The 12399-nt window shown below is 70.5% G+C and carries 14 protein-coding genes; 6 read left to right on the top strand and 8 right to left on the bottom strand.

Going from position 1 to position 12399, the window contains the following annotated elements; translation table 11 throughout:
- The first annotated feature begins 77 nt into the window (after window positions 1-77).
- From OO68_RS17305 to OO68_RS17295, 3 genes are read left to right on the top strand one after another with little or no spacing between them, the layout of a single operon-like run.
- Window positions 78-749: a class I SAM-dependent methyltransferase gene (locus OO68_RS17305; RefSeq protein ID WP_329503660.1), complete on the top strand. Its 672-nt coding sequence runs from the start codon at window positions 78-80 to the stop codon at window positions 747-749.
- A gap of 45 nt (window positions 750-794) precedes the next feature.
- On the top strand, window positions 795-1166 hold the full coding sequence (locus OO68_RS17300; RefSeq protein WP_078625343.1) for a BlaI/MecI/CopY family transcriptional regulator: 372 nt from the start codon (window positions 795-797) through the stop codon (window positions 1164-1166).
- On the top strand, window positions 1163-2140 hold the full coding sequence (locus OO68_RS17295) for a M56 family metallopeptidase (RefSeq protein ID WP_033309249.1): 978 nt from the start codon (window positions 1163-1165) through the stop codon (window positions 2138-2140). Before OO68_RS17300 ends, OO68_RS17295 begins: the two co-directional genes overlap by 4 nt.
- Before the next feature lie 448 nt (window positions 2141-2588).
- Here OO68_RS17295 and OO68_RS17285 read toward each other — a convergent pair whose 3' ends face one another.
- Genes OO68_RS17285 through OO68_RS17275 form a run of 3 tightly spaced genes read right to left on the bottom strand, consistent with a single transcriptional unit; the run spans window position 2589 to window position 4229 of the window.
- Window positions 2589-3137 (bottom strand): DUF6415 family natural product biosynthesis protein, encoded by a 549-nt coding sequence (locus OO68_RS17285; RefSeq protein ID WP_033309248.1) that lies wholly within the window; start codon window positions 3135-3137, stop codon window positions 2589-2591.
- Window positions 3127-3732: a hypothetical protein gene (locus OO68_RS17280; protein ID WP_245237012.1), complete on the bottom strand. Its 606-nt coding sequence runs from the start codon at window positions 3730-3732 to the stop codon at window positions 3127-3129. The genes OO68_RS17285 and OO68_RS17280 overlap by 11 nt, the downstream gene beginning before the upstream one ends.
- On the bottom strand, window positions 3729-4229 hold the full coding sequence (locus OO68_RS17275; protein WP_063739319.1) for an ATP-binding protein: 501 nt from the start codon (window positions 4227-4229) through the stop codon (window positions 3729-3731). Before OO68_RS17275 ends, OO68_RS17280 begins: the two co-directional genes overlap by 4 nt.
- A gap of 162 nt (window positions 4230-4391) precedes the next feature.
- Between OO68_RS17275 and OO68_RS17270 the strand changes: the two genes are divergently transcribed.
- The 3 genes from OO68_RS17270 (at window position 4392) to OO68_RS17260 (ending at window position 8236) form a co-directional block, all read left to right on the top strand.
- On the top strand, window positions 4392-5792 hold the full coding sequence (locus OO68_RS17270; RefSeq protein ID WP_078625342.1) for a helix-turn-helix domain-containing protein: 1401 nt from the start codon (window positions 4392-4394) through the stop codon (window positions 5790-5792).
- Window positions 5789-6670: a phosphotransferase family protein gene (locus OO68_RS17265; protein ID WP_078625341.1), complete on the top strand. Its 882-nt coding sequence runs from the start codon at window positions 5789-5791 to the stop codon at window positions 6668-6670. The genes OO68_RS17270 and OO68_RS17265 overlap by 4 nt, the downstream gene beginning before the upstream one ends.
- Window positions 6671-6910: 240 nt before the next feature.
- Window positions 6911-8236 (top strand): MFS transporter, encoded by a 1326-nt coding sequence (locus OO68_RS17260; RefSeq protein ID WP_078625340.1) that lies wholly within the window; start codon window positions 6911-6913, stop codon window positions 8234-8236.
- Here the strand turns inward: OO68_RS17260 and OO68_RS17255 are convergent.
- The 5 genes from OO68_RS17255 to OO68_RS17240 all read right to left on the bottom strand — a co-directional run bounded on the left by OO68_RS17255 (window position 8161) and on the right by OO68_RS17240 (window position 12263).
- Complete coding sequence (locus tag OO68_RS17255; protein ID WP_033309247.1) at window positions 8161-9537, bottom strand: TfuA-like protein; 1377 nt, start codon at window positions 9535-9537, stop codon at window positions 8161-8163. The two genes, OO68_RS17260 and OO68_RS17255, sit on opposite strands and share 76 nt — an antisense overlap.
- Window positions 9537-10697: a YcaO-like family protein gene (locus OO68_RS17250; RefSeq protein ID WP_033309246.1), complete on the bottom strand. Its 1161-nt coding sequence runs from the start codon at window positions 10695-10697 to the stop codon at window positions 9537-9539. The genes OO68_RS17255 and OO68_RS17250 overlap by 1 nt, the downstream gene beginning before the upstream one ends.
- A 106-nt stretch (window positions 10698-10803) precedes the next feature.
- Window positions 10804-10968 (bottom strand): hypothetical protein, encoded by a 165-nt coding sequence (locus OO68_RS46820; RefSeq protein WP_167345898.1) that lies wholly within the window; start codon window positions 10966-10968, stop codon window positions 10804-10806.
- A 30-nt stretch (window positions 10969-10998) separates the two neighbouring features.
- Window positions 10999-11610 carry a hypothetical protein gene (locus OO68_RS17245; protein WP_033309333.1) on the bottom strand — a complete coding sequence of 204 codons (612 nt, stop codon included), beginning with the start codon at window positions 11608-11610 and terminating at the stop codon, window positions 10999-11001.
- An 11-nt stretch (window positions 11611-11621) separates the two neighbouring features.
- The gene (locus tag OO68_RS17240) at window positions 11622-12263 is read right to left on the bottom strand and encodes a hypothetical protein (RefSeq protein WP_033309245.1); all 642 of its coding nucleotides are present in this window, start codon (window positions 12261-12263) and stop codon (window positions 11622-11624) included.
- Window positions 12264-12399 lie beyond the last annotated feature (136 nt).

Genomic DNA, 12399 nt, shown 5'->3' with positions numbered 1-12399 from the left:
GGTGGAACTGAGGCGGCACGTCACGCCAGACCGCCCGGGCGAGCATACTCCCAACCTTCTTAGGAGAAACGTCGGGGGTGCCCGCCTCCGCCGCCACCGAGGAGGACGTCATGGCCAAAGCGGTGTCGCATCCGGTGTTCGCCCGTCTGTATCCGCGCATCGCCGCCTTCGCCGACGCGCACGGCTCGATCGAGCACCGCCAGGAGATGCTGACGGGCGTGCGCGGCCGGGTGGTGGAGATCGGGGCCGGTACGGGCTCGAACTTCCGGCACTACCCGGCCGAGGTGACCCAGGTCGTGGCGGTGGAGCCGGAGCCGAGGCTGCGGGCGCTGGCAGAGAAGGCGGCGGCGGAGGCGCCTGCGCCGGTGGAGGTGGTGGCGGGACTGGCGGAGGAACTGCCGCTGGGGGACGACGGCTTCGACGTGGCGGTGTGCTCGCTGGTGCTGTGCAGCATCAAGGACGTACCAGGGGCGCTGGCGGAGGCCCGGCGGGTGCTGAAGCAGGGCGGTGAGCTGCGCTTCTACGAGCACGTGCGCTCCGAGCGGCCCGGCTTCCGCCGGGCTCAGAAGGCACTTGCCCTGCCGTGGCGGCTGGCCGGCGGCGGCTGCCACCTCACCCGCGACACCGAACACGCCATCCAGGAGGCGGGCTTCGCCATCCAGGACATCCGCCGCTTCTACTTCCTGATCAACGGCCGGGCCAACCCGGCCTCCCCGTCGATCATCGGGACGGCCCGGCCGTCCACCTAGGCCGCTTAGGATGTCCGGGAGCATTCCGGTTCGGGAGGAGGACACGTGGCGCAGTTCGGCGAGCTGGAGGCCGCGATCATGGATGCGGTGTGGGCGGCGGGCAAACCGCTGCGCGTGCGCGAGGTCCTCGAACGCCTCAGTCGGAACCCCGAACCTGCCTACAACACCGTCCACACGGTCACCGAGATCCTGCACCGCAAGGGCTGGCTGTCGAAGGAGAAGGACGGCCGCGCCTTCCGGTACGGCGCCACGAGGAGCCGCGAGGACTACGTCGCCGGACTGATGGGCGAGGTCCTCGCCGTGGCCGAGAACCGCACGGCGACGCTCGCCCGCTTCGTACAGCAGATGCCGCACGGAGAGGCCGAGGAACTGCACCGCCTGCTCGATCAGGCCGTGGCCAGGGAGGCGTCTAAGTGATCGTCGCCGCCGTCCTGTTCGCCTACGCCGCCCTGCTGAGCACCGTGGCACCACGGCTGCTGCGCGGCGCCCACTGGGCCGAGCGGGCCCCGCGCCTGGGCATCATGGTCTGGCAGGTGCTCGGCGCATCGGCGCTCACCGCCGCCGTGCTGGCCGGTCTCGCGCTGAGCGTGCCCACCGTGCGCGTGAGCACGGACCTCGCCGAACTGCTGCAGGCCTGCGTGATGGCGCTGACCGCGCAGTACGCCACTCCGGGCGGAGCATCGGCCGGAGCGGCCGGAGCCGTGCTCGCGCTCGCGGGGCTGGGCCGGGTGGCGTGGTGCACGGGCGAGGCCCTGCTGCGCATCCGCCGGGAGCGGCGGGCACACCGCGAGGTGCTCGACATGGTCGGTCGGCCGGACACGACCCGCGGTCTGGTCGTCCTCGACCACGAAGAGCCCGCCGCCTACTGCCTTCCCGGCCGCCACCGTCGCACCGTGATCACCACCGGTGCCCTGCACGCTCTCGCCGACGACCAACTCGTCGCAGTCCTGGCCCACGAGCGCGCCCACCAGACCGAGCGGCACGACGCCGTACTGGCCTGGGCGCAGGCACTGGCCCGCGCCTTCCCGCGCGTGCCGCTGTTCCGTATCGGCGAGGCGGAGATCAGCCGGTTGGTGGAGATGCGCGCCGACGACGTCGCGGCGGCCCGCTCCGGGCGCCTGATCACCGCCGCCGCGCTCCTCGCGGTCGCCGGCGGACGCGCCCCGGCCGCAGCCATCTCGGCAGGCGGCTCCACCGCAGCTCGCCGGGTACGCCGCCTCATCGAGCCGCACCACCCGCTCAGCCGCCTGCGCATCGCGGCCGGTTCCCTGACCGCGGCCATTGCGCTCGCCGTGCCGCTGCTGGTCGTCGGCGGCCCGGCGGCGGCCGCGACCCAGCTGAACTACTGCCCGGACGGCACCCCGGCCGCCCAGGTCACCACCATGCGCTGACCCTCCCCGCGCCCACCCGGCTGACGACTCCCGTGCCTCCGCTGCTCTAAGGGAAACCCGCGGTTGCCGCCGGTACTTGGCCGCTCGCGCACAGCGGGCGACCGTACGGCGCGGCAGGCACGGGCGGGGCAGGGGTTGGTTCAGGAGCCGCAGAAGGTTGCCGCCCCATGAAGTAGGCGAGTGCCTGCGCCTTGAGGCGGGCGAGGCAGTCCGCGCACGCCATGAACGGGGCGTGCTGGCCGTCCCACTGCACCGGCCCGAGCCAGATCACCGGCAAGCCGGTGCGCCCGCACCCGAGCCAGCAGTCGCTGGTGACCCATTGCGTCTGCACGGGACGGATCCTCCTTCGTGGTCGTAGGCCGCTCCGCCCGCTCGCCATGGACACGAGCGGGCGGTCGGAGCCTCATCCCCTGGGGCAAGCACGGGTATCCCCAGGGGGCTGTGTCTGTCAGGATGCGGTGCGCAGTTGTCCTCGCCGCACGTCGGCCAGGGCGGAGCAGCTGTCGGTGTGGAGGTAGCCGCGTATGCCGGCGCCCGAATCCGACGCGAACACCGCCCGCTCGTACCCCTCGCCGTCGGCGATCGGCTGCCAACAAGCGCCGCACACCTTCCGCCGTACGGCCTCCTCGATCTCGCTCCGACGGGTCGGCGGACCAAGCGGGCCTGGATTCTCGTGCAGCACCAGGAGGGCCCGTGCGATGACCGCGAGATCTTGCACAGAGCACGCCTGTGCGGCCGGTGAGTTGCCGGCGCCCTCCTCGATGAGGTGGTGCGCGCGCACAATGACGTGGACCGCGACACGCCGTGTCTCCCCACGCATGCGAGCCGCAACGTCCGTGACCTCTGGGACGAGGAGCTGCACATGCCCGATGAGCCTGTCGCGCAGCTGTGCCGGCTTCTTGAGCTCCGGTGGGCAGTGGCCCCATACGTCGAGGCCATCTGTGTACGTCTGCCGGATCGTTGCCGCGTCGATCGGCGCCCGCTCGCTACTCCCCACCGTCGCCCTCCAGCACAGCGAGCCGGTCACGGCCGTACGTGACGAGCTGCGACACCGCCTTCACGGGACACAGGTCGCCCGGCCCGTCCATCGGCACAGCCCAGTAACTGAAGGCTTCGTTAGGATCGTTGAGGTCTGGCCGCGGTACGCCGAGGAAGGAGTCCGGGCCGAGGCACTCGGCACCGACGTGCCGCCGCTCGACCCACTCGCGCCGGTCGGCCGTACTCGACGGCATGAGGGCGTAGTACAGACGGCTGTTCTGGTCGACGAAGACGGGGCCACCGTGCAACACGTTCGCGAGGTACGCCTTCACTGTCTCCGGATCGTCGGAGCCGGCCGCGGCGTGGACCAGGTCGGCATTCATGCGCACGGCGGCGAACAGCGTCCCGCAGCGTAGAAGTGCGATCCCGCCCTCTTTCCACTCCCTGCGCGCCTGGTCACTGCTGTCTGCGGACAGCAGGAGCCACGTACCTACGGCCAGTTCGCGCTCCTGCCGGGTGTGGACCAGCACTCCCGATGTCGAGGTGACATCGGTGGGCTCGGCGCCGTCCGGTTCAACCGGCGTGTGCTCTCTGGACGTGTCCGGGCTGGTCATGATGCCTCCTGCTCCTGTGGGCTCTCGCCCGTGTCGTTGTCGTGGATCAGGAAGTTCGCCCACACGTCCTTACCGCCTCGGATGAGGGAGCACCCGAAGTCGTCGGCGAAGGCCACGGCGAGATGCAGCCCCCGGCCGCGCTCCGCCTCAGGGCCCGAGGAGGAGAACTGCGGCAGTGCGGGGTCGAAGTCGCGAACGCAGACGCTCAGTGCCCCGGGCAGGCGCGTGACTGTCAGCCGCGCATTCCTTGCTGCCGTGCGCGCGGCGGGTGCCGTGTGCCGCAGGACGTTGGTCAGCAGCTCCGAGACCACGAGCTCGACGCGATCGGTCAAGCCGGGTAGCCCCCACAGCTTCAAGTGAGAGCGCACGATGGTTCGAACAATGGGCACGGCCTCAGGCGTGACGTCGAGGTCTATCTCAAAGTGTCCCGGCTTGCTGCGCGTCGTCGCCCGCACGCCGGTTGCCGGCACTGGGGTCCGTTCCAAGAGGTCGGCCATCTCTGATCCACTTCGGTCTGGCGAAATCCCCACCAATGAGGTCTGGCTGCGGTGTGTACTGGTGCGGAAACGGTCAGCGACTATTCAGGCAGGCCGCGAGGCCCGCGTGCAGATCCGGATGCGGAGACCTGAGATATCCGCATCACGACCCAGGGAGCGTCGATGCCCCAGCCGGAGAAAGAGCTCAACCCCGACGCTTCACCGCAGGCGTGGTTCGGTGCAGAACTGCGCTACTGGCGCAAGCGTCGTCCCGGTTTGCGTGCTGCCCAGTTGGGGCCGATGGTGCAGGTCAGCCCGGATATGATCTCCAAGATTGAGAAGGGGCAATACCGGTGCCCACGCGACCTCGCGGTGCGCCTGGACGCAGTCCTGGAAACCGGTGGAGTGCTCACCCGCGCATGGGGCATGGTGTTCGGCGATGCGGATAACGAGCAGCGCGAAGCGGATAGTGGCCGCCAAGGGCCCGTGGAGGGGACCGTTCAGGTCCGCGGAGGACGCATCCTGGGCAGAACCACCTCAGTCCCGCTACCTGGGAGCCTTCCTTCATTGGATCGCCGCGCCTTCCTGGCTGCCACCAGCCTTGCTGCAATCGCGCCCACAGACCTCGCCGGACTCGTAGCCCCGGCCGCACCGCCCGAGCTCCCCAAGCGGATCCTCCACAAGGAGCTTGAGCAGTTGCGCCACATCGCCGACGGCATCCACCGCTGGGACAACGCCCAAGGCGGCGGGGGCCTGGTCGGCGACTTCGCCAGCCGCTCGATGGAGTGGGCGGTACGGCTGCTGTCCGTCGACTGCCCGCCGCGGCTTCGCGCGGATCTTCTCGGCAGCGTCGCACGGCTGGGCATTGTCGTCGGCGCCACGCACTTCGACGCCTACGCCCACGACGAGGCCCGGGTTGCCTTCAAGATTGCGTCCGAATGCGCCGAAGAGGCCGGGGACTGGTGGCTGCGCGCCCAGACGTTCTCCTTCCTCGCCCGTCAGGCGATCTGGCTCGGCGATCCGGACGAGGGCCTGACCTACGCCGAAAAAGGGCTGGTGCGCTCAGACCGCCTCACCCCGACCATTCAGGCCACGCTGCACTGCGCCCGCGCCCGCGCCTTCGGGAAAATGCGCAACGTACAAGGCACGTTGGCCGCGGTCGGCGCGGCCGACGACGCATTCGCCCACTCCAACCCGTCCGAGGATCCGCCGTGGATGGCGTACTACGACGAAGCGCAGCACCACGGTGACACTGCCCACGCGCTGTGGGACCTGGCCATCCACGCCGACCAGGACCCAGGCCGGGCTGCGAAACGGTTCACGACGGCAGTCTCCGGGCACAGCGACGACTACGCCCGCTCTCGCGGCATCTCTCGTACGAAGCTGGCGTCACTGGTCATGGCGAAAGGGGACCCGATGCAGGGCGTCTCCATCGGCCACAAGGCCCTCGACGACGTCGGCCGCCTCACCTCGCGCAGGGCGGCCGACGACCTCAAGGAACTCCGCCGATTCGCCGCGAAGCATCGCACGCTGGAGGAGGCGGCACACCTTCGGCAGCGAATCACGACTAGCTTGCAGGCATGACGATTTCGGCTGTCCCCGCCCGTGCCGTACTGGAAGAAGCCTGCGTCCTCGCAGGCTTTGACCCTGCAGGCGCCGAGCCCGTCCGCGTCGCCGAGAACGAAATCTGGCGCCTCCCCGGCAACGTGATCGTCCGTATCGCCCGCGCCGGCCAGTGGAAGGCCGCGGCACGCGAGGTGCTGGTGGCCCGGTGGCTCGCCGACAACCGGGTGTCGGCCGTCCGCGCCCTGCCGGCGGAGCAGCCCGTCGAGGCCGCGGGCCGCCCCGTGACGTTCTGGGCGGAGCTCCCGCCGCATCAGATCGGCACCGTCATGGACGTCGTCACGCTGCTGAAGCAACTCCACCAATTGCCGGTCCCGGATCTACCGCTCAACCGGCTGGACCCGTTCGTCCGGGTCGCAGAACGGATCGGGGCGGCCACGTCGCTGTCGGAGGCCGATCGCGCCTGGCTGCGGGATCGGCATGCGGAACTTCGCGAGCGGTGGGCACGTCGGCCTGCGGGCCTGCCTGAGTGCGTCGTGCACGGTGACGCCTGGGTCGGCAACGTCGTACGCACGGCGGATGGGCCGGTATTGCTGGACTTCGAGAGGGCCTCCGTCGGTCCGCCGGAATGGGATCTCGTGTCCACCGCCGTCGCGATGACCACCACCGGTGCAGTCACTCCTGCCGAGTACGCCGAGTTCTGCGGGGCTTATGGAACAGACGTCACCGAGTGGGAGGGGTACGAACTCCTCGCCGGGGCTCGCGAGTTGCGCATGACGACCTACGCGGCCCAGCACGCGGCCACGCGACCCGAGTGGCGGGCAGAGGCCCAGTACCGCGTCGACTGCCTGCGTGGCCGGGCAGAGCCGCGACCCTGGCACTGGAAAGGGATCATGTAGTGCCGTGCCGCTTCGCCGCCTGACCTCGTAACGCGGACACTTCGCCCGGTCCTCCAGGCCGGGCCGCATTGGGCGTCCAAGACGACGGCCGGGCTAGGCAGCGCGTGGCCGAAATGCGCCATGAGGAGTATGGGTTTGTGGTGTATCGGCGACACATGATCTTCGTGGTGCCCTAGGGTTGGCGCCTGTCCCGGTGCCGTTCTGGTGCCGGGTCTTGTGCTTGCTGGGCGGAGTTGGATCATGCGCATGCCGTGGCTGCCGAGTCGGAACAGCCCGTTGGCACCGGCGCCGCGCATACCGCTGCGTACGAGAACCACGGAGGCGTGCGCGCCTCTCGCCATCCGCCCGTTCCGGCTGCATTTCACGGCGCGGATGCTCTCCTGGACCGGTTCGGCCGTGGCCCCTGTCGGCCTTGCCTTCGCGGTCCTGGACCTCGGCGCAGGCGCCTCGGGCCTCGGCCTGGTCCTCGCGGCCGGGGTGGTGCCGCAGATCCTGCTCCTGCTGATCGGCGGTGTGGTCGCCGACCGGTTCTCGCGCGCCCGGGTGATGGTGTGGACGAACGTCCTGTGCGCCGCGGCCGAGGGGGTCGCAGCCGTCCTGCTGTGGGCCGGGTCGGCGCGGGTGTGGCATCTGGTGGCGATCTCCGCGCTGTGCGGCGCGGCGGGAGCCTTCTTCGCCCCGGCCGCCGGCGGTGTCGTGGTGGAGGTGGTGCCGGGTGAGATGCGGTACCAGGCGAACGCACTGCTCAAGATCGGCCAGAACTCGGTCAAGGTCGCCGGGCCCGCCGTGGGTGGCGCGCTGGGTGCCGCTTTCGGTCCGAGCTGGGTGATCGGCTGGTACGCCGCGACGTTTGCCGCGGCGGCCGTCCTTTTCGCCCGTCTCGACCTAGCGCCCGCCCGGACGAAGCTCCGTACCGGGTTCGTGCGCGACCTCAAGGACGGGTGGGACGACTTCTGGGCCCGAAGTTGGCTGTGGGTGATGGTCATTCAGGGCGCGGTGGTCGTGCCGGTGTGGCTGGTCGGCTACCAGATGCTCGGCCCGGTCTACGGGGATCGCTATCTGGGCGGTGCTGCGGCATGGGGCCTGGTGGTCAGCGCGTTCACCGGCGGCCTGGTGCTCGGCGCTGCCATGGCCCTGATGTGGAAGCCGTCCCGGGTCGGTGTGGTGGTGTGCGTGGGAACAGGGGCGATGTCGCTGCCCCTGGCGGCCATGGCCCTCACCCTGCCGCTCGCGGTCCTGGCGGTCAGTACCAGCGCCGCCGGGACGGGGCTGTCGGTGAGCATGACCGTGTGGTCGAGCCTGCTCCAGGAGCGCATCCCCAAGGAACGGCTCAGCCGCATCCTGTCGTACTCCACGTTGGGCCAGGTGCTGCCCGTGCCGCTGGGGTATGTGGCGGCCGGGCCGGTGAGCGCGGTGTTCGGGGTTCGGGCGACGCTCGCGGCCGGGTCCGCCGCCATCGTGACCGCCATGATCGTGCCGTTGACGCTGAGTCAGGTGAGGGCGTTGACGCTCGCCCCGGCTGAAGCGGAAGCGGCCGAAGAGGTGCTTGTGACGGCGCCGAGGTAGAAGGTGCGGTCGGTCTCGATGGCAGCGGCGAAGCTACGCAGGCCCCGGTCGCGGGCTGCGGCATCGCGCACGCCAAGGGCCGCGTCCATGGGTAGGTCCCAGTGCCTCAGGAGGTGTGCGGCGATGCGGTCGGGGTCGAGATGCGCGGTGCTGTGGCCCGGATGCTCGGCCAGCGCGGCGGCGTTCGTGCGCAGAGCGTGAAGCACCTGTTCTTCCGTGTCCAGGTCGGTGTTGAACAAGGGGCCTGCTTCCGCGTGTGAGACCGGCCAGACAGGCCACGCGTCGTCGAGGCGTGCGGAACGCACCAGGATGCGGGCCAGTTGCTCACGGGGCTGGAGATGGACCTGCTCGTGGGCGGTGAGCCAGTACGAGAGCTGCGCGGCCGAGAGATCGGTGAGGTGCAGGCCGCGCTGTTCGGCGAAGTCCCCGGCGGCCTCCTTCTTGGAGGCGCCGGTGCCGTCCGCCTGGAGCAGGCGGGACAGTACGTGGTCGCGCCATCGCTGGGGGAAGCCGGGGTCGTAGAGCTGCTGGTGCTGGAGCAGCGGCAGGAACGCGATCCCGCTGTCGGTGGCGGGCTTGAAGGCGGCACGCCAGTAGCGGACGAAGCTGGTCTGCCAGGGCTCGTCGGACCACCCCGGCACCGTCGACTCCGCCTCGGCGGTGTGCTCGCCTGCGGCGAGGAAGCGCAAGGCGGTCTCCGCGTCGTCGCGCTTGACGTCATGTAGAATGCCGCATCCCCAGATGTCCGCCGCCGCGTAGGTGTCGCCGAGGCCGTCTTGGGTCATGCGGCGGCCCAGCGCGGTCCGGGTCCGTTGAGGGTAGGGAAGACGTCGGGCCGTCTCGGTGAGGGCTGCCGCCTGGTCCTCCGTGATGCGGCCGTTTTCGGCGGCACGCTCGAAGGCTGCGCGTAGGTTCACCAGCGCCTGCGTCAGTGGACGGCCGCCCGGCTCCTGGAGGACGGCCACTTCGTCGTCGGCGTCCAGCAGTCCGCTGCGGAAGGCCCCGTAGATCCGGCCGATGCCGACCATGCCGTACGGTGCCAGCTCGGCCGCGCGCAGCGCGCCCATGCTGGACGCCCCGTACACGGCCACCCCCTCGGCCAGCACCATCAAGATCTCCTTGTGCCTCACCGGTGTGCTCTGGTGCCACAGCCCGTCGATGATCAGGACGCGGTCGGCGGGCATGAGGCGGAGGCGTAGGAGGTCGCCGTGTTTGACGGGCGGGTGCACGACCGCGGCGGGCAGGATGCTCGCGATGCGGGCGGCTGTGATGGTCGGTCCGGCGAAGACGTGCGTGCCCATCAACTCGCCTCCTTCGGGCGGGGAACGGTGTGCCGGGCGGTGTGGCGAAGCCCGGGAGCGCACACCTTGACCACGGCGAACTCTGCACGCTCGTACGGTCCCCACGTCAGGTCCACCACCAACGGGACGTTGCCGGAAGAGGAGGCGACGGCGGCAGCCAGGTGGAGGGCCATCTGCGTGTCGGTACCGGCGGCACTGGGATACCTGCCCGTGACCGCCGGCCACGGCGTCAGATGCGCCGTGGAGTGCTCCGGGGGGCGGTGCGGGCCGGGTCGGTAGGTGAACGGCTGGTTGTCCTCGCGGCTGCCGTTGATCAGAGTGAGCCGTGTCTGTGCGGCCTCCGTGATGGCTCGGGACATGGCGATGTCCGGGTCGGGGTGGGCGCCGGAACCGGCGACGACGGCTGCGGACTGGTCCTCGCGCCACAGATGGCAGCACACGACCGGCACCGCGAATCGGTTGGGCACGTGCCGCAGTTCCAGCCAGCACCCCCGCTCGGTGAGGCGTTCCAGCAGGGCCGCGCAGTACGGGACGGTGACCGTTGCGGGGTCCACGATCTCGGCGTGGCCCGGAGCGGTCAGGGCGGACAGGACGTCGCGCTCGATCACCTCGCACAGGCCGTGCACGATCGCCTCGGCCCGGGTGTTTCCGGATCCCAGCCCGTTGGTGGAGGCGCTGGGCAGGTGCAGGCGCCAGTCGTTATGGACCGTGCGGCCCAGCCGTACCGCGTGCTCCGGCACGAGCGTCTCGGCGCCGTCGGCCACGGGGCGGGCGGGGATCCAGTCGAGGAGCACACGGTGGGTCAGGAGGCTTCCCGGGTGCTGTTCCAAGTCGGTTACCGCATAGGGGAGATGGAGGGCGCAGGCGGGAGCCTGCGGCACGGAGGCGTCCGGGATGGCGCGCTCGGCGTGCCACACCTCGATGGCTTCCAGGGCGCCGGAGACGCGAGCCGCGTCCAGGGTGGTGCCCTTGCCCTGGGCTACGGACAGGGTCCGCGCGAGCGGTCGTGCGGCCATCGTGACCGGGATGCCGAGATCGTCGAGGCCGGTGACGTCGGCGACGCGGGTGATGCCGTAGCGGGGCAGCAGCGGTTTGACGGCCTGCCACGTCTGTTCGGGCGGCCGGGTGCGGTGTGTGCCGTCGAAGCAGTGCGTACGCAAGGGGGGGGCTCCCTCCGGCTTTGTGGGTGACACACGCCGGGCCGCCGCCCCCCACCCCGGGCGAGGCAGGGGACGGCGGCCCGTCATACGGGAAGGGCGGGCCGGATCAGACCGAGATCTCGTAGGTGGTGGTGTCGGGGAAGGCGGAGTCCGGGACGGCCGGGTCGCCGCCCGCGTTCTGCGGCAGACGGCCCTCCGAGTGGAGTTCGGTGATGAAGTCCGCCGGGTCGAACGCCTGCGTGGTCGCCGACTTCGTGACTTGAGGAGCCATGGGCATGTACCTCTCGTGCTCGAAGGGCTGCTACACCGTGAGGTCGGTGAAGCAGATGGTGAGAAGCACCTCGCGCGACTGGGTGTCGAGCGGGGTACGCCAGTGAGGGGCCCGACTTCCGTCGAACCCGGCCAGGGTGCGGTAGCCGATCGGGAACTGTTCGCCCCCGTCGGGGTACGGGGTGCCCGCGAGCCGCTCGACCACCTGGTCCGTGCTGAGCCAGCGCAGATTCGGCAGCCAGCCCATCGGGCCCAGGTTCGGCGTCAGCCCGCACGAGAAAGTGATCTCGCACTTTCCGTCATCGCGGTGCACGTGCATGTAGTCGCCCGGCGCGTAGTACTTCAGACCCATCCGGATCGCCGTCATCCGTCGGCGGCCGGTCGCCTCGCCGGCCACGTCGGCGAGCCCCTTGGACCGCGCCAGGGCGTTCACGGCCGGGCCGCCGGGGTGGACGCGGCACCTTTGGGGAGAGGTGATCGAGCCGTCCCGCATCGCCAGCAGGCCCGGCCGCTGGTTGTGGCGCACCACCGCGAACCGCTCCATGCTCTCGGCCTCCGCGGTGACCTCCTCCCACAGGGCCTCGTCGATCACCTCCGCCGGAACGTCCACCCGCCCCTCGGCCAGCCAGCTTCGCCGCAGCATGCCGCCCCCGCTCACAGGTCGAAGAATTCCATCGTGACCAGCAGCCCCGTGCCGGTCATCGGGCGGCGCCAGTGCGGGACGCCGTAGCCGGCGAACGCCCGCACCGCGCCCTCGCCGCCGTACGGATGTTGGAGCGTGGTGAACTCGCCGCCCTCGGGGAACATCCCGTGATCAGCGACGACCTTGGCCAGCACGTCCCCGCTCGCGTTGTAAAGGTGCGGCGCCCACCCCATCGCCGGGAGATCCTCGCTCAGCGCGAACGCCACCGTGACCGTCGACTTCACCGAGTCCAGGTGCAGGCCCTGGAAGTCCCCCTCCCGGTACAGGACGACCGCACCCCCGCGAGGAACGAGCCGGGGGACCCCGGTGTGCTCGCGCACGGCCACCAGCAGCTCTTTGTCGTAGGCAAGGTTCTGAAGGGCCGGGCCGGGCTCGATGAACGCGCAGTGCACCGGCGTCGCGAACGACCCGTCACGATGCGCGGCTGTGTGGTCGTGCACGTGCGGCGTCGCCTCGTCCAGGCGCTCTTCGGCCTCGGACTTGATCGCGGCGAACCGCTCCGGCGCCACGACGCCGGGGATGAGAGCCGTTCCGACTCGGTTCCATGCCGCACGCTCCGGGCTCTGCTGGGCCGGGGCTTCGGTGTTCTGCATCACGAGGAGACCTCTTCCCGTCAAAGTGCCGCCAGGGCACCGGAGTTGGCGCCTTATGGCGCTTAGTCAACTCGCTTGCGTGGTAGGTCCCCAGTGCCACACGCGGTGCCAATTTCCTGGCACCCCAGGGCCATTC

Source organism: Streptomyces iakyrus, assembly GCF_000717055.1.
Taxonomy (GTDB): Bacteria; Actinomycetota; Actinomycetes; order Streptomycetales; family Streptomycetaceae; genus Streptomyces; species Streptomyces iakyrus.
This window is presented reverse-complemented; position numbering and strand designations above follow the sequence as displayed.

Excerpts from the sequence above, each read along its gene's own strand:
- OO68_RS17255 (WP_033309247.1), bottom strand. The coding sequence starts at position 9,537 with ATGGGCACGCACGTCTTCGCCGGACCGACCATCACAGCCGCCCGCATC.
- OO68_RS17245 (WP_033309333.1), bottom strand. The coding sequence starts at position 11,610 with ATGCTGCGGCGAAGCTGGCTGGCCGAGGGGCGGGTGGACGTTCCGGCG.
- OO68_RS46820 (WP_167345898.1), bottom strand. The coding sequence starts at position 10,968 with ATGGCTCCTCAAGTCACGAAGTCGGCGACCACGCAGGCGTTCGACCCG.
- OO68_RS17275 (WP_063739319.1), bottom strand. The coding sequence starts at position 4,229 with ATGGCCGACCTCTTGGAACGGACCCCAGTGCCGGCAACCGGCGTGCGG.
- OO68_RS17265 (WP_078625341.1), top strand. The coding sequence starts at position 5,789 with ATGACGATTTCGGCTGTCCCCGCCCGTGCCGTACTGGAAGAAGCCTGC.
- OO68_RS17270 (WP_078625342.1), top strand. The coding sequence starts at position 4,392 with ATGCCCCAGCCGGAGAAAGAGCTCAACCCCGACGCTTCACCGCAGGCG.
- OO68_RS17280 (WP_245237012.1), bottom strand. The coding sequence starts at position 3,732 with ATGACCAGCCCGGACACGTCCAGAGAGCACACGCCGGTTGAACCGGAC.
- OO68_RS17240 (WP_033309245.1), bottom strand. The coding sequence starts at position 12,263 with ATGCAGAACACCGAAGCCCCGGCCCAGCAGAGCCCGGAGCGTGCGGCA.
- OO68_RS17260 (WP_078625340.1), top strand. The coding sequence starts at position 6,911 with ATGCGCATGCCGTGGCTGCCGAGTCGGAACAGCCCGTTGGCACCGGCG.